Below are 18696 nucleotides of genomic sequence, written 5' to 3' on the forward strand. Positions count from 1 at the left end.
AATATTAAAAAAAGAATGCAAGAATAGATTCAAAATCCTTCTTACATTCTCTTTAATCAATTCGTTCTCCATCCATAGCTTTTGAATTTATCAGCATCTCGCGGAGTCCCGCCATTTCACTCGAATCCCAAAATTCTTTAGAGTCTAATAACCTCTCAGCATCCACTTTAGCAGTATTTAAAGCACGATAATCATGCACAAGATCTGCTACTTTAAATTCTGGAAGTCCACTTTGTTTTTTCCCAAAAAAGTCACCAGGACCTCGAAGTTCTAAATCTTTTTCTGCTAGTATAAAGCCATCATTAGTCTCGGTCATGGAAACCATTCGCTCTTTTCCTTCTTCGGACTTTGGATCAGCTAACAATACACAAAATGATTGATGTTCGCCTCGACCAACTCGACCTCGTAGTTGATGTAACTGGGCTAGACCAAAACGCTCTGCGTCGAAAATTATCATAAATGTTGCATTCGGAACATTTACACCAACCTCTACAACTGTAGTGGAAACTAATACCTGGATAGCCCCTTCTGAGAAATCTCTCATTACTTGTTCTTTCTCATCCGAATGGAGTCTTCCGTGCATTAAACCAACTGTGGAGGTGCCCTTCAGTTCTTCTGTCATCATGTTATACACATCTACCGCATTTTGGACATCAAGCTTTTCAGACTCCTCGATTAATGGACAAATTATATAAGCTTGTCTTCCGGTAGCCAGTTCACTTTTTAATCGAGCTATCAATTTATGTAGCTGATTAGGTTTCATCCAATGTGTTTCAATCTTCTTACGACCTGCAGGCATTTCATCGATAATAGAAACATCCATTTCCCCAAAAGCCGTAATAGCTAAAGTACGAGGAATAGGAGTCGCGGTCATAAAAAGAACATCTGGATTTTCCCCTTTGTCTTTTAGGACTCTCCGCTGCTCCACACCAAATCTATGCTGCTCATCGGTTATGACAAGCCCAAGCTTTTTAAATACAACATCTGGTTGAATTAATGCATGCGTCCCTATTAAAAGATCTATAGTCCCAGCTGCTAGATTTTCTAAGACTGCTCTTCTAGCTTTAGTTTTTGTTGAACCGGTCAGTAAAGCAATTCGGACACCTATAGGAGCTAACCATTCGTCAAGTGAACTAGCATGCTGCTCAGCTAAGATTTCGGTAGGAGCCATTAATGCCCCTTGATACCCCGCTGTAATTACGGCATATAAACAAATTGCGGCGACTATTGTTTTTCCAGACCCAACATCCCCCTGAAGTAAGCGATTCATACGATGAGGTTCCCGTAAGTCTCGACATATCTCATTAACGACTCTTTTTTGAGCATCTGTAAGTTCATATGGCAAAGTTTCGATTAACTTCTTAACTAGATCATTATGAAAGGCAATCCCATTTCCTACATTTTGTTCTTTTCGAACCTTTTTAATAGCCTGCATTTTTAATTGAAAAACTAATAATTCCTCATACACAAAACGCCTTCTTGCATCTTTGGAATGTTCTGCATCCAAAGGGAAATGAATACCTTCTAAAGCATCAGAGATACCTGGTAAACGGTAAGGTAATCGAATAGAATCTGGTAGTGGATCTACTAAAGATCCCTTTAAATGATCCAATGCTTGCCTCATAAACTTACGAAATGTTTTTTGATTGATCGAGCCTTTTAAAGAATATACCGGTTCAAAATCTTGTAAATCCGTTTTTGGTCCAATCGAAAAAGTAGAGACATTAATGACCTGTCTACCTCGATCCCACTTTCCCGATACGGTTACAATAGAACCTGGAATTATCTTATCTTTTAAATAGCCTTGGTTGAAAAATACAGCCTTTATTAAGTGTTGTCCTGCAAGTATTCGAACTTGCATTCTGGATTTGTTTTTCCCTAAAAAAAGAAGGGAAGGCTCACTTTCGACCCTTCCTTCTACTGTCACTCGTTCATTATGCGCAGTCTCTGCCAAATTTTTTAGTCGGAAATCCTCGTGTCTATAAGGGAATGTCATAACTAAATCCTCTAAAGTAACAATACCTAGGTCTTGCAAGGCGTTTGCTGTACTACTTCCCACTCCCTTTAGAGAAGCGACTAAATCATGCTTATTAGTTTCCACTTCCAACTACTGCTCCACCAAAAATTTTAGACTCTAACCATCTACCAGTAGGTGTTGCTGCAAGACCGCCTTGACCCGTTTCTTTTAAAGTAGAGGGCATCGATTGACCAATTCGATACATTGCATCTATTACTTCGTCACATGGAATTCGACTAGTTACACCCGCTAGCGCCATATCTGCTGCCACTAATGAATTAGCGGCACCCATCGCATTTCTTTTCACACAAGGTACTTCTACTAATCCAGCTACTGGATCACAAACTAAGCCAAGCATATTTTTTAATGTTATCGCAAAAGCTTCCGCACATTGAGCAGGAGATCCTCCCGCCATTTCTACGATTGCTGCTGCCGCCATTCCTGAAGCAGAACCAACTTCTGCCTGACAACCGCCCTCTGCTCCTGAAATAGAAGCATTATTCGCTACTATAAATCCAAAAGCACCAGATGTGAACAAGTACCGTATCATCTGTTCTCTAGTAGGATTCAATTTGTTTTTTACTGCAAATAAAGTACCAGGAACTACTCCCGCCGAACCCGCTGTTGGCGTTGCACATATCGTTCCCATAGCAGCATTAACTTCGTTAGTTGCCACTGCTTTACTAACAGCATCTAACATAAGCCCTCCTGTAAGAGTATTTCCTTTTTTAAGATAGTTTTGTAGTAAAACTGCATCTCCACCAGTGAGACCCGAAGTAGATTGAACACCACGAAGGCCTTTTTCAACAGCCTCTTCCATAACCGTCAAATTACGATCCATTTGAGCCATTATATCTTCTCTAGAACGATCTGTAATCATTATTTCCTGTTCTATCATTATTTCAGAGATCAGTTTGTTTTCCCGGGTTGCTCGCTCTACTAATTCACGAACGTTACGAAATAGAACTTCCATTTGTATTCCCCCTTAATCGGCGATTCTTGTTACTTGCGTAATATTAGGCAATTCACTAATTTCATTTAATATTTGTTCATTCACATTTTGATCGATTTCAATAACCATCAAAGCCATATTTCCTTTTTCCCGTCTCGAAACTTCCATATGTCCAATATTAATATCATATTTTGCTAAACAGTTTGACACACTTGCAATACACCCTGAACGATCCTCGTGAACTACTAAAATAGCCGCTAGTTCACCTGAAAGACGTAGTGGAAAACCATTCAACTCTGTAATTTCCGTCTTTCCGCCGCCAATAGAAATTCCGACCATAGACATTTCACGACTTTCGTCACCAATGACGATCCGTGTAGTATTCGGATGCTCTGTATGTGCGGTCTCTGGTATAAATTCATATGTTAAACCAGCTTGCTTCGCGTCCTCAAATGCTGTTTTAATACGTTCATCAAAAGTATCATAATCTAGCAAACCACCAACAATTGCTTTATCCGTTCCGTGACCTTTATATGTTTCTGCGAAAGATCCGTATAAATATATTCTTGCCCATGTAGGCTGTTTTCCAAATAAGTCCCTAGCTACTCGCCCTATACGAGCTGCCCCAGCAGTATGGGAGGAGGACGGACCTATCATAACTGGCCCGATAATATCAAAAACAGATTTAAATTTCACTGATTAAACCTCCACATGATGTTTTAGTACCCCCATTTTACACTCTAACCTCAAAATAAACAAAGTATTATATTTTATCTAGTAAACTTCGGCAATTAGATACGGGGATATATTTTCTAGTGTATGTATTAGGATACGAACCAAACCATTCATGGCACAGAGAGAGCCAATCTAATATCCTTTATAAAATATGGGTTCCAGACCTTAAATAGTTAATGTGGTCTTGTATAATATTTTCCGCTCTAAATTATAAACATAAAAAAACCATGTAGAGAAGATTAGCTCTACATGGTTTCTAAATTATTCTACAGATAAGATATATGGGTAAAGTGGTTGTTTCCCATTATACACTTCTACTTCTATATCTTTATAATGTTCTTCAATAAAAGCTGCGAATTCGTTCGCATCCTCTGCACTTACATCTTCTCCATAAATGACCGTAACTATTTCGGACTCTTCATCCATTAATGACTTGATCAAGCTAGTAGTTACTTCTTTTAAGGAAGGTTTAGAAAGTACAATCTTACCTTCTGCAAGCGCCATGAAATCATCTTTTTTAATCTCGACTCCATCAATAGATGTATCTCGAACAGCAAATGTTACTTGTCCTGTTTTGACATGTGCATATGCTTCGGTCATATTGTTTTTATTTTCTTCGACAGTTGCTTGCGGGTTAAAGGCTAATATTGCAGCCATTCCTTGCGGGATTGTTTTAGTAGGAACCACAGCAGCTTCGATACCTAGTATTTCCGCAGCTTGCTCGGCAGCCATTACGATATTTTTGTTGTTAGGTAAGATTAATACGCGCTCTGCTCCAACCGCTTGTACAGCTTTGACAATATCTTCAGTAGATGGATTCATCGTTTGTCCACCTTCGATAACTGCTGATGCACCTAAGCTTTTTAATAGTTCAGAAACGCCAGTCCCCATCGCTACAGTAACAATTGCATATGGATGAACCTCTGTTTTTTTCGTTGCTGCTCCAGTGGAATATCCTTCTCCCACGATTTCTGTATGTTGCTGACGCATATTTTCAATTTTAATCTTGATAAGGTCACCATATTGTTGTCCATATGTTAAAACCTCACCTGGTGTTTCTGAATGAATATGAATTTTTGCAATTTCATCATCCGAAATAACTAGTAAAGAATCCCCATATTCACTTAAATCATTACGAAAAGCCGTTTCATCAAATGATTTTTTTCCTTCTTCAAAACGAACCATAAATTCTGTACAAAAGCCGAATTCAATATCAGCAGTATCCATAAATCCTTGAACATTCATATGATGTTCAGCGCTAACAAGATCATCCATTGAAGACCCTACCGTCTTACTCGGTAATGCTTCCCCTTTTAGACTCGCTAAAAATCCTTCATAAACAAACACTAGTCCTTGTCCACCGCTGTCAACTACTCCTACTTCTTTTAGGACGGGTAGAAGATCAGGCGTTCTATCCAATGATTTTTTGGCTTCATCTACTATCGCTTCCATTAGCTCACGGATGTCATCCACATCTTCGCTAACCTCTACAGCTTTTCGAGCAGAATCCTTTGCAACAGTTAAGATAGTACCTTCAACCGGCTTCATAACCGCTTTATATGCAGTTTCCACACCATAGTTAAGTGCATCAGCAAATTGTTTTGCATTTAATACATCTAACTGTTCGATTGATTTACCGAAGCCACGGAATAATTGAGATAAAATTACTCCTGAATTTCCACGAGCACCCATAAGTAACCCTTTAGAAAGTGCTTGAGCTGTTTTTCCAATATGATCATGAGTATGGGCTGCTGTTTCTTTTGCCCCTGAAGTCATGGATAAATTCATATTAGTCCCTGTGTCACCATCTGGTACAGGAAATACATTTAATGCATCTACGTAATCAGCATTTTGGAAAAGATGATGTGCTCCCATCTGAACCATGTCTGCAAATTGGATACCATTGATTGATTTCATTATTTTCTCTCCTTATTTACACGTTTGCCACGCGAACTCCTTGAACATACACATTAACGGATTTCACTGACATACCAAGAGATTTGTTTAGTGTGTATTTGACTTTTGACTGTACTTGGTAGGCTATTTCTGAAATTTTCGTGCCATAGCTAACTATAATATACATATCAATATGTAAATCTTCTTTTTCTTGTCTCACTAAAACACCTTTAGTGAAGTTTTCTTTTCTTAATATATCTGTTAATCCATCGCGAATTTGATGCTTTGAAGCCATACCAACTATTCCATAACATTCAATAGCGGCTCCTCCAGCAATTTGAGCAACTGTATCTTGTGATATATCAATTAGTCCGAATTCATTTTTCAATTCAATTGACATGATAAGACCTCCAAGTCTTTTTGACTATCTTTTATTGTACTACACCCATTAAAATTATAAAAGAGACGTTTACTTTCGTCCACTTTTTCAACAGTTTGGGAAAATGTGCTAGTTTTATACAACCTGTTTTTATCACTTCTTTGTATAGGTAATTTTATAGCATTTGTCTGTCTTACACCCTACATTAACTCTTAGAAACAGGTTAGTACATTTTCGGATAACTAGAGAAAAGATACATTTCTATACATAGCGGAAGCTCTCGAAGATATAATTTCGGGAGTTATAATACTTCTCTAGAGGGCAAACACTTACTACTTCCTTTATTGCCACTAGTATAAAGGGAGTATGCAATCTTCAACTATTATTGGGTAATAACATTTCTATTTCAAAAGCGGTTACAAATAACACTTTCTAAAATTTTACCAACCTTAACATTTAAGCGATAAGCTTTGTTAAATCTTATAATATATTACTACATACTTATTGATCGTAGCGTAAGGTGGCGACTCCAGTGGGAACAGCGTTAGGCAAAGACCCGCAGCGAAGCGAGGAGACTGAGGCAACGCCCACGGAAAGCGTCCGCCTGAAGTGGAAATCACAGCGGCACTATTATTTTTCTTAAACTAAGTCTTCCAGTGATTTTCGCTGCTAAACGGCGTCTTACGCTTTTTTATACCGGCTAGTTCCAGCGCCTAGCCCCTCGAGTCGCTTCAGAATTTCAGTAAAGGCAAAGGACGCCTTTTCTTGAAATCCCTCCAGCGCTTTTCGGGGCTTGCATAGGCGCTTACACTTTTTTATACTGTAAAGGTTTTTTTCTTGATAAGTCTTGCACTTCATTAAGGTCTGTGGTAAATTATTAAAGTATGTGAAATATCGAACTGAAAAATCTTTCAGCTTCTTTTTTAAAGGAGGAAATATAATGCCAAAAGTATGTGCAATCACTGGGCGTAAAGCTCGTTCGGGTAATGCTCGTTCTCACGCAATGAACTCTACTAAACGTACATGGGGAGCTAACCTTCAAAAAGTACGCATTCTTGTAGACGGTAAACCAAAACGTGTATGGGTTTCTGCGAGAGCTTTAAAATCAGGAAAAATTGAGCGCGTTTAATCGCACTCATAATTAATGCCAGACCGACTTTCGTCGACCTGGCATTTTTTCATTTTTTCATTTCTTCTTTTCTTCTTTTTTAAATAGCCGTATACAAACCTTCACAAAACTACTTACGGATTTAGGCAATCTAAATGTGTAGACCTTCACACAATTCCTCCCTTTTAGTCGCTACTTCTTATCATTAAACATATGCCCGCGGTAAAAGAGATAGTACCTGTTTGGTCTTTAAGTTCATTACTTGTAAATTTTGCATTCCCTACATCCATAAATTCCTTATCAACATTGTACAAAAATCCATGTAAAGTCATATTTTCTACCTGTTCTCCAAAAGAGAAAAAAGACACATATTTATAATGATCATCATAATTTATCTGATGTGTTCCTGCAGGTAAAAACTGTATAATATTTTGTTTGTTTTGGATGGAAAATATTATGGATGGATTTTTTAATTGCAAACGACAAATATCATGTAAAGCTGCCTCATAGTGATCTAACCGTCCGCCAGTTATTCCTGTTACGATTACTTCATTGGGTTTATAGTCTAAAGCAGTGAGGATGGCAATATGAGTATCCGTTTCATCCTTTTCCGATTGTAGTTCCGTAACTTTTTGTACTTTAGTCTTCATCAAATTTAGCTCTTCTGTTGTTAGGGAATCAAAATCACCGATTGCTTCATCTGGTAATATGCCCTCTTTCAACAACCACAATGCACCCCGGTCAGCACCTATAAAAATAGCTTCGTCTCGATGAAAAGGAAGTTGTTTAAAATCAACAACTTCCTTAGATGGCCCACCTGAACAAACAACTACACGTTTCATTTTGGTACTACACTTAAACCGGCCGCTTTGATCGCTTGCAAAGCTTTTGCTTTATCAGGGGCATTATAAATGGCAGATCCTGCTACTAATATAGTAGCTCCAGCTTCGACACAAGGTTTAATCGTTTCTTCATTTATACCACCATCAATTTCAATCTCAATCGATAGATTTCGTTGTTTGATAATATCAGATAACTGCTTCACTTTAGGGACAACCGAGTGAATAAACTTCTGTCCACCAAATCCTGGGTTAACAGTCATGAAAAGAACCATATCTATATCTTCCAGTACGTGCTGGATTGTTTCTATTGGGGTATGTGGGTTCAGTACAACGCCCGGTTTAACACCGAATGAACGGATTAATTGGATAGTTCTATGCAAATGAGGACACGCTTCTACGTGAACTGTAATATAATCTGCTCCCGCTTTGGCGAATGACTCAATATACTGATCTGCGTTTTCAATCATTAAATGAACATCTAAAGGTAATTTTGTAAGTGGGCGAAGTGCCTCCACAACAATTGGTCCCATTGTAATATTGGGAACAAAATGACCATCCATTACATCGATATGAATTAGTTCTGCACCGGCTTTTTCTACTTCTAATACTTCTTCTCCAAGTTTAGAAAAGTTTGCTGCTAATATTGATGGAGCTATTTTCACCATAATTTAGTACCTCGGCTTTCTATCCATAATTTCTTCTAAGAATTGCAAGTAATGTTTGTAACGATATGCCTTAATCTCACCAGAATCTACAGCCTCTTTTACTGCACATTTCGGTTCCTTAACATGCATGCACTCTCTAAACTTACAATCATTTTGCTTAACTACAAACTCCGGAAAACACCGATAAAGTTCTTCTTTTTCCATCAAGTCAAACTCAAATGAGCTGAAACCTGGTGTATCAGCGAGCAGACCTCCGCAAACCTCGATAAGTTCCACGTGTCTAGTCGTATGTTTACCTCGCCCTAATGCATTAGAAATAACACCAGTTTTTAAATCTAAGGAAGGTAAAATGGTATTCAACAAAGTAGATTTACCCACACCAGATTGACCCGCCAAAACAGTTGTCTTTCCTTCCAATAGAGGTGTAATTTTCTCATCAAACGCTGGATCGTCTTTATATGTCATAAATAATTGATACCCTATTTTTTCGTAATCCTTCATGTATTCCCTAATTTGAGTTTCTAATTTTTCATCCATTAGATCACTTTTCGTCAAACAAATAATCGGTTCAATATGAAAAGATTCTAATACTACTAGGAATCGATCGAGTAAGATTGTATTAAAGTCTGGTTCCTTAATGGAAAAAACCAATATCGCCTGATCGATATTTGCAATAGGCGGACGGACTAAATTGTTTTTTCTCTCATGGATAACTGTAATGGTCCCATCATTATTTCCTTCCACCGTATAGTCAACAAAGTCACCGACTAAAGGTGATTCTCCTCTGTTTCTAAATATACCTCGCCCGCGACACTGGATAACCTTTCCATTATCGTAAACATAATAAAATCCACTTAATGCTTTTCTTATTTGACCTGTTGGCATCCGAAACCTCCCTATTCTTAATCATCATACCCAATTGTTTCTTGCAAGATTGTTTTAGAGTTTACCTCAATTCGATATGCTGCTTTTTGACCTTCACTAATTTCTAATTTCAATTGTTTTACAACCGTTTCAGTAAGTTCAAATTCTTCGGCAGGCTCCAACATTGAACGTGTTTTGTCTTCAATGTATATCCGAACTACTTGCTTCTGAGCAACTGGTTCTTCTTTTATTTCCTCTTCCTCATCGCCCTCGCCTTCAACGGTTTCTTCTTTCTCTTCTTCGGCAGGTTGTTCATAAGGAATCGTAACTGTTTTCACGACGAATTTAGTAGGCTTGGCCTTTGGACCGTCAGAAATTGTTACGTTTATTGTACTTCCAGGATCTACTTTTGCATTTGGTTTCGGTGATTGTTCCATCACATTTCCTTTTGGAATGGAGTCCGAATTTTTTCTGTTTGCAACTTTAATCTTAAATCCAGATGATTTTTCATAATCGCTTAAAGCTTTTTCATTCCAATCAGTCAAATCACTAACTGTACGTAAATCTGGGCCTTTACTGACAGAAAATAGAAGATCTGTTTCATCTGGTATGACCTCTTCTCCTGCAGCAGGTGTTTGTTTTATTATAGTTCCTTTTGGCTGATCATCAAAGTCTTCACTTATCTCTATATTGAAATTTGGTAACAATGTAGTTACTTGATCTATATTCTTACCGATATAATTTTCAAGGACAAAAGATTCTTTTCCAGACGATATAAATAAATGAATTTCACTATTTTTTTCACGAAACTTACCGGCTTCCGGTGTGGTGCGAATAATTTTGTTTTCTTCCACTTCATCTGAAACTTCTAATGTTTCATCGCCAATTTTAAATCCTTCTGACTCTAATTGTTCAATCGCCTCTTCTAATTCTAGGTTAGAAACATCAGGAACTTCTACCTTTTCGGCTTTAAAGAGACCCGGAAATACGATGAAACTTAATAATATTAATAGGACTAGTCCACCTAATATCCCACCAAATATCTTCTTTTTTTTGTTCTTACTTTTTGGCTTCCCTGGTTTTGAAACTTTATCTGATGTGGACATTTTTTGGGTGTCAGCTATCTCATTAAATGACACAGGCTCTTTAATAACAGGCAATACCTTCGTTGCATCATCATCAATAGCTACTGCAAATTTTGCTTCTTCTGCTCTTTCAGGTGATAGAGCAGTTGCTAAATCATCTGCCATTTCTTCTGCCGTAAGATATCTATCTTTTGGGTCTTTTGCTGTAGCCTTAAAGACGACATTTTCAATACTTTGTGGTATAGAGGGAATAATTTTCCGTATAGACGGTGTTTCAGTTTGTAAATGTTTTAAGGCGATTGATACTGCAGACTCCCCTGAAAATGGTAGTTGTCCAGTTAATAGCTCAAATAACACGATACCTAAAGCATAAATATCCGACTGTTTCGTGGCTGTGCCGCCTCGCGCTTGTTCAGGCGATAGATAATGCACTGTACCTAGAACAGAGTTCGTCTGTGTATAAGATGTGGCACTAAGTGCCATCGCAATACCGAAGTCAGTTACCTTTACATTTTCCTCTTCATCCAACAAAATGTTCTGTGGCTTTATATCACGATGAATAATATGATTATTATGCGCAGTAGAAATTGCTGAAGTAAGTTGCTTCATAAACAATACTGATTTTGTTGGTGAAACCGGTGCATTCTGCAATATGTATTCTTTTAATGTTTTACCCTTCACATACTCCATCACAATATAATGAATATCCTCATCTTCGCCTACATCATATATATTGACAATATGTGGATGTGTAAGGCTTGTTGCAGAAAGGGCCTCACGTTGGAATCTGCGGCGTAATTCTTCTTCATTTGCAAAATCATACCGTAATATTTTTATCGCTACGTCGCGATCTAAAATCATATCATGTGCCAAATATACATTGGACATGCCGCCTCCGCCAATCATTTCAAGTAATTTATATCTACCACTTATTCGTTTGCCTAACAGCATCCTTACACCTCCTCAGCATTGTTATATAATAGGATTAAAGAAATATTATCTTCTCCACCTAAACTATTTGCTTCTTCCACTAAATCTTGACCTTTTTCTTCCAGTGTCTTACTGGAATATAAAATGGACTGCATTAATGATTCACTTATCTTATTACTCAAACCGTCTGTACAAAAAAGTAAATAAGAGTTTGGTTGGAACTCGATATCGTAGAAATCTGGTTGAATTGTTCGTTCCGTACCAATGGCTTTCATGAGAACATTTTTGTTGGGATGGGTCTTCGCTTGTTCTTCACTTATTTCACCCGAATCGATGAGCACATTTACATATGAATGATCTCGTGTAATTTGAAGCACTTGCGCAGGAGATATTAAATAGACGCGACTATCCCCTACATGGGCAATAATCCCTTGGTGATTTTCAAACAAACCCGCGATTAACGTTGTACCCATACCTGCGCACTCTACGCTCATTTTAGAATGTCTCATGACTGTTTGGTTAATCGATTGAAATGTATAGGTTAACCAGTCTTTTGCTTTTACTATAAATGGATTGAATGCAGCAAAATACTTTTTAAATTCAGAAACAGCTAAGTCACTAGCCACGTCCCCAGCATTGTGCCCACCCATTCCATCAGCAACTACAGCCAGCAAACGACCGTCTTCTCGCCTAAAAACCTCTACTCTATCTTCATTTACCGTTCTTTTCATACCTACATCCGTCTTCACAACAAACTTCATCTTATCATTCACCTCTTTTGAATTTGGCAAAGAGTGTTCTCTATTTCTGTTTTTGGAATAGAGCTACGTAAAATCCATCACTGCGTAAATCTTGTGGGAAAATCTGAAGCGTTCCTTCTTTTTCCTGATTCTTTATACGTTTAATAACGTCTGGAAAATGCTGAAGTTTCATATCTGGATGTGCATCTAAAAATAGTTGTGTTGTACCTTCATTTTCCTCTAAATCCACTGTACAAGTACTATAGACCATTAATCCATCTGGTTTTAATAGTTTATATGCTTCTTCAAGCAAATTCATTTGAATTGGTTTAAGAGAAGCAAAATCTTTTTCCTGTTTAGTATATTTAATATCTGGCTTACGTTTCATAACGCCAAGTCCACTGCACGGAGCATCAACAAGTATTCGATCAAATGATTGTTCTGCAAAGTTTTCACTAGCTTTTCTTCCGTCCATCTCCACTGTTTCAATGAAACTAAATCCTAAGCGTTCCGCATTTTCCTTCACTAGCTTTAATTTATGCTGGTGAATATCCATTGCTACAAGTTTCCCTGTATTTTTCATTTTTTCAGCAATATGAGTAGTTTTCCCACCTGGTGCTGAACACATATCTAGAACGGTCATTCCAGGTTCTGGCTGAAGAACATAGGCTGGAATCATTGAACTTTCATCTTGAATGGTCACAAAGCCTTCTCGATAAGCAGTTGTTCTCGCTGCTTGTCCGTTGATCAGGTAAATACATTCAGGAATGATTTCACTTTTAGCGACTACATGGCCTTCTTGAGTCATTTGATGAATTACTTGATCAACGGTACGTTTAAATAAGTTTACTCGCAAAGTAGTCACAGGTGGTTCGTTGTTTTCTTTTAACATTTTTTCTGTTGTTTCAAAACCATATTGGGATATAAAACGCTTCACCATCCATAGAGGGTGGCTCGTTTCGATGGAAAGTCTCTCTTCTCTATCCTTAATATCTTCCGTTGAACGTACGCCTTCTCTTAAAATGGACCGTAATATACCGTTAACCGCTGAGGCAATCCCTTTATGTCCTCTTCTTTTCGCGATTTCTACTGCTTCGTTCACAGCAGCATGATCAGGAATTCGAGATAAATAATGAATTTGATATAAGGATAATCGGAGTAATTGCTTCACCCAGTCATCTAACTTACCTTTTATAAACGGTTGCAAATAGTAATCTAGTGTCATTTTATATTGAAGTGTGCCGTATGTTAGTTCCGTAAGCAAAGCGCGGTCTTTAGCGTCAATCGTATATTTTTCGATTGTTTGGTGTAACAGTAAGTTACTATAAGCTTGTTGCTTTTCAACAGCCATTAATATAGTAAGGGCTGCATCTCGAACATTACCTGTCCAAATCTTTTCATTTTTTTTAGTCATTCAAAAGTATCTCCTATTCGCAATTTCGAACCTACACCGCGCAAATAATCTTCAGCGGACATTTTCTTCTTACCTGCTGGTTGTAACTCATTAATGCGAATTGCATCTGATTTGCCAGTTTGTACAACGAAATAATCCGACTCAATTTTTACAACAGTTCCAGGCTTTTCGTTTGTTTGAGAGTTAATAGTATCCGCTTTCCATATCTTCACTACTTGTCCCTCTAATGTTGTATATGCTACAGGCCACGGATGGAGCCCACGGACTTGATTGTGTAATTGTAGTGCTGAATTATTCCAGTCCATTCTTTCTTGTTCACGAGAAATATTTTTAGCAAATGTCACTAGGCTGTCATCTTGTTTTATCCGATTATTCTCTTTAGCGATAATCGAAGGCAATGTTTCTTTAAGTAGGTTAGAGCCTACTGCACTTAGTTTTTCAAATAATAGTCCGGTATCATCCGTATGTTCAATAGATATCTCACTTTGCGATATAATATCTCCAGCGTCTAATTTCTCTTCCATATACATTATAGTGACACCAGTTTGCCTTTGGCCATCAATAATCGCTTGATGAATTGGAGCTCCTCCACGGTATGCAGGAAGCAACGAGGCATGAACATTTATGCATCCAAGTTCAGGAACGTCTAACAATTCTTTTGGAAGAATCTGACCAAAAGCAGCGGTGATGATCAAATCTGGTTTTAGTGCAATAATTTGCTCTAGCTCTTCTGATCCCTTTAGTTTGTTTGGTTGAATGACAGGTAAGCCAAGTTTAATAGCTTCTTCTTTGACAGGTGGAGCCGTTAGCACTTTCTTCCGCCCTACTGGTCGATCTGGTTGAGTCACGACAGCCTTAACTTTATAGCCTTCTTCTACTAACATTCTCAAGATAGGAGCAGAGAATGCTGGGGTACCCATGAAGATAATAGAAGTCATACTTCTTCCACCTCATTTTCAATTTCATCTAATTCAACGTAACGAACAACCTTAGTCGTAAATAAAACACCGTGCAAATGGTCAATTTCATGTAAAATCGCTCTTGCCTCATAATCCTCTGCTTGTAATTCATATAAAGCTCCTGTTCGATCTTGAGCTTCTACTTTCACAAAAAATGGACGTTCTACTTCTCCATAAATGTCGGGAAAACTAAGACATCCTTCCACTTCTATTTCTGAACCTCCGACTTCCACTATCTCAGGATTAATCATTTCGATAATATCTTGCCCTTCACCTAAGTCGACGATAGCTGCCTGGATCGTCTCTCCAACTTGTGGTGCAGCTATGCCGATTCCATCTGAAGCAACCATCGTGTCATACATATCGTCTAAAAGTTTCGCTAGTTTATTGTCAAACTTGGTAACTTCTTCACATTTCTTTAATAATACATCATTGGGATGTGTAATGATTGAACGTACTGCCATTTCTTTTCCTCTTTTCAAACACCTTATAAAATAGTGGATGGATCTAAATCAATCGTTAAAATGATTCCTTTTTTTATCCACTCTGTTCGGTATATTTTTATTAACTGTTGAAGTTTTTCAACTAGTATTGGTTCTTTTTTGTATTTTATCAAACATTGGTAACGATATCTATTTTGTATCTTACTAATAGCGCTAGATGTTGGTCCTATGACCATCGTAGTAGAGGAAAGATTCTCTCGTAACCAATCAGTCGCTAATTTTGCATATTCCGATGCTAACATAACATTTTCATGTGTTACTTGAACAAGTGTTAAATAGTAGAAAGGTGGATATTCAAACTGTTTTCGTACTAGCATTTCTTTATGATAGAACGGTTCATACAACTGTGACTTTGAATATTCAATGGCATAATGCTCTGGGGTATAAGTTTGAATGTATACCTGTCCCTCTTTATCGTGTCGACCAGCTCGACCACTAACTTGTGTCATCAGCTGAAATGTTTTTTCAGCGGCTCTAAAATCGGCTAAATGCAGAGTGGTATCCGCGTTTAACACTCCAACCAGTGTTATATTAGGGAAATCAAGCCCTTTAGCAATCATCTGGGTACCGAGCAAAATGTCTGCTTCTCCATCTCCGAATTGTTTTAAGATCCGTTCATGAGAACCCTTTGTCCTAGTCGTATCTACATCCATCCGTAGAACTCTTGCATAAGGAAATAACTTAGTGATTTCCTCTTCTACTTTTTGAGTTCCCGTTCCGAAAAATCGTATATGCTCACTTTGACATTCTGGACATTGCTTCGGTACAGGTTCTTCATGTCCGCAATAATGACATTTCAGTTGCTCGCCTTCTCGATGATAAGTTAACGAAATATCACAATTATCGCATTCAACTACAGTTCCACAATCTCTGCAAAGTACGAATGATGAAAATCCTCTTTTGTTTAAAAATAATACGATTTGTTCTTTTTTCTCTAGCTTTTCTCTTACAGCATCCGCAAGATCTACACTGAACATGGAACGATTACCATTTTTCAACTCTGCACGCATATCTACAATATTCACGACTGGTAAGGGCTGTTCTTTTGCACGCATTTGTAATGTTAACAAACTGTATACACCCTTGGAAGCTCGTGCATATGATTCAAGGGAAGGTGTTGCACTTCCTAAAATAACGGGACATTGATGAAAATTACTTCTCCATATAGCAACATCTCTTGCATGGTATCTTGGTGTATCTTCTTGTTTATATGTAGATTCATGCTCCTCGTCGAGAATTATCAAACCTAAATTTTTAAAAGGTGCAAAAATGGCAGATCTAGCTCCTACAACAACCTTAACTTCCCCACGCCAAATTTTTCGCCATTCATCAAATTTTTCTCCGACTGATAGCCCACTATGCATAACAGCTACTTGATCGTCAAAACGTAATTTAAATCTTCTAGTCATTTGGGGAGTTAATGATATTTCAGGTACAAGCATAATTGCCTGTTTGCCTTCATTTATTGACTTTTCAATAGCATTCAAATAAATTTCTGTTTTCCCGCTACCCGTAATGCCATGTAACAGAAAAGTAGTATGTTCATTATTATCCTGTGCATTATTAATTTTAGTAAGTGCTTCCTGTTGTTCGTCTGTCAATTTAAATCTATGATCCTCATCGTTATACTCTAGGCTGTTTATTTCACGGTATATTTCTTTGTTTTTTGTTTCTAAGATACCTTTATCTATTAAAGCTTTAACCGTATGATTATTTGTTTGCGTAGAATCTTTAAGTTCTAGCATTGTATACGAGGGTTGCTTCTTAAGTAAAAGCCATTCAATAAGTTCTTTTTGTTTGATTGCATTTTTGGGTAGCGTATTTAGTTGTGATAGGACTAATTCCTCATCCTGTACCATACGATACTTGGTAATTGTTTTTACCTTACCTTGTTGCTTAATGACAGTATCTAACTGGAACTTCCCTTGTTCCAGATATTTTTTCATCTGTTTTAGCATGCCGGCTTTTTCAAAAATTTCGTATGATATAGACTCTTTTGACCCAAACAGAGCTAATGTTTCTATATCTATACCATCATGTTCTACTAATCGAATTTCTTTTTTATATGAAGCACGAAGAGCGGCAGGTAACATCACTTGAAGTGCATCTATTTCATAACAGAGTGTTTTTTGTGTCATCCACTTGGAAAGCTGTAATAATTCATCAGTTATAACAGGCTCCACATCGATTATTGAGATAATCGCTTTTAGCTTGGACATATCTAAATCAGATTTTTCTTTAATATTCGTTATAAACCCCTGTACTTTTCTATTTCCAAAGGGTACATGCACTCGACTTCCACGCTCTATCACTGTCTCTAATTTATCAGGAACTATATAGTCAAAAGGACGGTCAATAGGATAAGCTGATACATCTACGATAACTTCTACTATCATTTGGCATCATCTTTCTCCAATTGAATAATAGTTTGCAGTAATTGTAGAGCGAGCACTTTTTTAGTTTGATGTCCAAAATACTGTTCTATATTTTTACCTACTAACGTAACAGCATTCGTATCTGTTCCAAATCCAGATCCTTCCTCCGTCACGTCATTAGCAATAATATAATCTGCATTTTTCTTATCTAACTTGCTTTTAGCATAGTGGATCACATCATTGGTTTCTGCTGCAAAACCTATTAATAATTGGTCTTTTTTTCGTTTCCCTAACTCCAAAAGAATGTCAGTAGTTCTTTCTAATACAATTACAGACTCCCCTGGTTGTTTTTTCATCTTTTGCGAATGAACTTCCTTTGGTTTGTAATCTGCCACAGCAGCAGTTTTGACAACCATTGTTGCTGTATCAAAATGAAGTAAAACGGCATCTAACATTTCTTTGGCACTTTCTACAGAAACAAGTGTTACATTTGGTGGTGGACTTAAACTGACAGGGCCTGATATCAAAATTGTTTCAGCTCCTAGACTAGCTGCTGCTTCTGCCATAGCGTAACCCATTTTCCCACTAGAAAAGTTAGTTAAAAAACGAACAGGATCTATTCTCTCTCTTGTTGGTCCGGCTGTAACTACAACTTTTTTTCCTTTTAAAGGTAGTTCTTTCGGGACAAAATATCCCTCCACCAACTGTACAATCTTCTCTGGTTCCTCTAAACGACCTTTCCCAACATATCCACATGCTAAAAAACCTTCAGAAGGCTCTATAAAATGAAATCCATCTTTTGAAAGTTGGGCAATATTGCGAATAACCGCAGCATTATCATACATATGTACGTTCATCGCAGGTGCTATCCATGCATCAGCAGTAGTCGCTAATAAAGTAGTAGTGACCATATCATCAGCAATACCATTTGCTAACTTACCAATCACATTAGCTGTTGCTGGTGCTACAATTACCAGGTCAGCCCAGTCTGCTAAATCTATATGTGCAATTACACTAGAATCCTTTTCATCAAATGTGTCAAAATACACATCATTCCTAGACATTGCTTGGAAGCTTAACGGCTGCACAAATTCCATTGCTGATTTTGTCATCATTACTTTTACATTTGCGCCTGCTTGAGTCAATTTACTAACCAGCGCAACTGCTTTGTATACAGCAATTCCACCAGTAACACAGATAAGAATTTTTTTAGAAGTTAACATTATGAATTC

At 37.6% G+C, this 18696-nt stretch carries 17 protein-coding genes; 1 reads left to right on the forward strand and 16 read right to left on the reverse strand.

Annotation, left to right across the window (positions count from 1 at the left end; all coding sequences use genetic code 11):
* Positions 1 to 52: 52 nt before the first annotated feature.
* The 5 genes from recG to BM260_RS04035 form a co-directional block, all read right to left on the reverse strand.
* Positions 53 to 2101: an ATP-dependent DNA helicase RecG gene (gene recG / locus BM260_RS04015; RefSeq protein ID WP_093535735.1), complete on the reverse strand. Its 2049-nt coding sequence runs from the start codon at positions 2099 to 2101 to the stop codon at positions 53 to 55.
* The gene (sdaAA, locus tag BM260_RS04020) at positions 2091 to 2990 is read right to left on the reverse strand and encodes an L-serine ammonia-lyase, iron-sulfur-dependent, subunit alpha (protein ID WP_093535218.1); all 900 of its coding nucleotides are present in this window, start codon (positions 2988 to 2990) and stop codon (positions 2091 to 2093) included. The genes recG and sdaAA overlap by 11 nt, the downstream gene beginning before the upstream one ends.
* A gap of 12 nt (positions 2991 to 3002) precedes the next feature.
* Positions 3003 to 3665: an L-serine ammonia-lyase, iron-sulfur-dependent subunit beta gene (gene sdaAB / locus BM260_RS04025; protein ID WP_093535220.1), complete on the reverse strand. Its 663-nt coding sequence runs from the start codon at positions 3663 to 3665 to the stop codon at positions 3003 to 3005.
* 300 nt (positions 3666 to 3965) lie between these two features.
* Positions 3966 to 5621, reverse strand: coding sequence for a DAK2 domain-containing protein (locus BM260_RS04030; RefSeq protein ID WP_093535222.1), 1656 nt, complete (start codon positions 5619 to 5621; stop codon positions 3966 to 3968).
* Between the two features lie 16 nt (positions 5622 to 5637).
* The gene (locus tag BM260_RS04035; protein WP_093535224.1) at positions 5638 to 6000 is read right to left on the reverse strand and encodes an Asp23/Gls24 family envelope stress response protein; all 363 of its coding nucleotides are present in this window, start codon (positions 5998 to 6000) and stop codon (positions 5638 to 5640) included.
* Positions 6001 to 6919: 919 nt separating this feature from the next.
* Between BM260_RS04035 and rpmB the strand changes: the two genes are divergently transcribed.
* Complete coding sequence (gene rpmB, locus BM260_RS04040) at positions 6920 to 7108, forward strand: 50S ribosomal protein L28 (RefSeq protein WP_090562690.1); 189 nt, start codon at positions 6920 to 6922, stop codon at positions 7106 to 7108.
* A gap of 57 nt (positions 7109 to 7165) precedes the next feature.
* Here rpmB and spoVM read toward each other — a convergent pair whose 3' ends face one another.
* The 11 genes from spoVM to coaBC are packed head-to-tail and all read right to left on the reverse strand — an operon-like array spanning position 7166 to position 18687.
* Positions 7166 to 7258 (reverse strand): stage V sporulation protein SpoVM, encoded by a 93-nt coding sequence (gene spoVM / locus BM260_RS18920; RefSeq protein WP_093535226.1) that lies wholly within the window; start codon positions 7256 to 7258, stop codon positions 7166 to 7168.
* A 14-nt stretch (positions 7259 to 7272) separates the two neighbouring features.
* Positions 7273 to 7929 (reverse strand): thiamine diphosphokinase, encoded by a 657-nt coding sequence (locus BM260_RS04050; RefSeq protein ID WP_093535228.1) that lies wholly within the window; start codon positions 7927 to 7929, stop codon positions 7273 to 7275.
* A complete protein-coding gene (gene rpe, locus BM260_RS04055; RefSeq protein ID WP_093535230.1) occupies positions 7926 to 8594 on the reverse strand; it encodes a ribulose-phosphate 3-epimerase in 669 nt (222 codons plus the stop codon). The genes BM260_RS04050 and rpe overlap by 4 nt, the downstream gene beginning before the upstream one ends.
* Before the next feature lie 3 nt (positions 8595 to 8597).
* Positions 8598 to 9479 (reverse strand): ribosome small subunit-dependent GTPase A, encoded by an 882-nt coding sequence (gene rsgA, locus BM260_RS04060; RefSeq protein ID WP_093535232.1) that lies wholly within the window; start codon positions 9477 to 9479, stop codon positions 8598 to 8600.
* Positions 9480 to 9496: 17 nt separating this feature from the next.
* Positions 9497 to 11494: a Stk1 family PASTA domain-containing Ser/Thr kinase gene (gene pknB, locus BM260_RS04065; protein WP_093535234.1), complete on the reverse strand. Its 1998-nt coding sequence runs from the start codon at positions 11492 to 11494 to the stop codon at positions 9497 to 9499.
* Between the two features lie 2 nt (positions 11495 to 11496).
* On the reverse strand, positions 11497 to 12234 hold the full coding sequence (locus tag BM260_RS04070; protein ID WP_093535236.1) for a Stp1/IreP family PP2C-type Ser/Thr phosphatase: 738 nt from the start codon (positions 12232 to 12234) through the stop codon (positions 11497 to 11499).
* A 40-nt stretch (positions 12235 to 12274) separates the two neighbouring features.
* Complete coding sequence (rsmB, locus tag BM260_RS04075) at positions 12275 to 13627, reverse strand: 16S rRNA (cytosine(967)-C(5))-methyltransferase RsmB (RefSeq protein WP_093535238.1); 1353 nt, start codon at positions 13625 to 13627, stop codon at positions 12275 to 12277.
* A complete protein-coding gene (fmt, locus tag BM260_RS04080; protein ID WP_093535240.1) occupies positions 13624 to 14565 on the reverse strand; it encodes a methionyl-tRNA formyltransferase in 942 nt (313 codons plus the stop codon). Before fmt ends, rsmB begins: the two co-directional genes overlap by 4 nt.
* Entirely contained in the window at positions 14562 to 15050 is a 489-nt protein-coding gene (gene def, locus BM260_RS04085; protein ID WP_093535242.1) for a peptide deformylase, read from the reverse strand. The genes fmt and def overlap by 4 nt, the downstream gene beginning before the upstream one ends.
* Before the next feature lie 23 nt (positions 15051 to 15073).
* Positions 15074 to 17485, reverse strand: a complete 2412-nt coding sequence (priA, locus tag BM260_RS04090) for a primosomal protein N' (RefSeq protein WP_093535244.1) — start codon at positions 17483 to 17485, stop codon at positions 15074 to 15076.
* Positions 17482 to 18687: a bifunctional phosphopantothenoylcysteine decarboxylase/phosphopantothenate--cysteine ligase CoaBC gene (coaBC, locus tag BM260_RS04095; protein ID WP_093535246.1), complete on the reverse strand. Its 1206-nt coding sequence runs from the start codon at positions 18685 to 18687 to the stop codon at positions 17482 to 17484. Before coaBC ends, priA begins: the two co-directional genes overlap by 4 nt.
* Positions 18688 to 18696: the final 9 nt, after the last annotated feature.

It is taken from the genome of Psychrobacillus psychrotolerans (assembly GCF_900115805.1).
GTDB classification, from domain to species: domain Bacteria; phylum Bacillota; class Bacilli; order Bacillales_A; family Planococcaceae; genus Psychrobacillus; species Psychrobacillus psychrotolerans.

Excerpts from the sequence above, each read along its gene's own strand:
- sdaAA (WP_093535218.1), bottom strand. The coding sequence starts at position 2,990 with ATGGAAGTTCTATTTCGTAACGTTCGTGAATTAGTAGAGCGAGCAACC.
- BM260_RS04030 (WP_093535222.1), bottom strand. The coding sequence starts at position 5,621 with ATGAAATCAATCAATGGTATCCAATTTGCAGACATGGTTCAGATGGGA.
- BM260_RS04035 (WP_093535224.1), bottom strand. The coding sequence starts at position 6,000 with ATGTCAATTGAATTGAAAAATGAATTCGGACTAATTGATATATCACAA.
- rpmB (WP_090562690.1), top strand. The coding sequence starts at position 6,920 with ATGCCAAAAGTATGTGCAATCACTGGGCGTAAAGCTCGTTCGGGTAAT.
- BM260_RS04050 (WP_093535228.1), bottom strand. The coding sequence starts at position 7,929 with ATGAAACGTGTAGTTGTTTGTTCAGGTGGGCCATCTAAGGAAGTTGTT.
- rpe (WP_093535230.1), bottom strand. The coding sequence starts at position 8,594 with ATGGTGAAAATAGCTCCATCAATATTAGCAGCAAACTTTTCTAAACTT.
- rsgA (WP_093535232.1), bottom strand. The coding sequence starts at position 9,479 with ATGCCAACAGGTCAAATAAGAAAAGCATTAAGTGGATTTTATTATGTT.
- pknB (WP_093535234.1), bottom strand. The coding sequence starts at position 11,494 with ATGCTGTTAGGCAAACGAATAAGTGGTAGATATAAATTACTTGAAATG.
- BM260_RS04070 (WP_093535236.1), bottom strand. The coding sequence starts at position 12,234 with ATGAAGTTTGTTGTGAAGACGGATGTAGGTATGAAAAGAACGGTAAAT.
- rsmB (WP_093535238.1), bottom strand. The coding sequence starts at position 13,627 with ATGACTAAAAAAAATGAAAAGATTTGGACAGGTAATGTTCGAGATGCA.
- fmt (WP_093535240.1), bottom strand. The coding sequence starts at position 14,565 with ATGACTTCTATTATCTTCATGGGTACCCCAGCATTCTCTGCTCCTATC.
- def (WP_093535242.1), bottom strand. The coding sequence starts at position 15,050 with ATGGCAGTACGTTCAATCATTACACATCCCAATGATGTATTATTAAAG.
- priA (WP_093535244.1), bottom strand. The coding sequence starts at position 17,485 with ATGATAGTAGAAGTTATCGTAGATGTATCAGCTTATCCTATTGACCGT.
- coaBC (WP_093535246.1), bottom strand. The coding sequence starts at position 18,687 with ATGTTAACTTCTAAAAAAATTCTTATCTGTGTTACTGGTGGAATTGCT.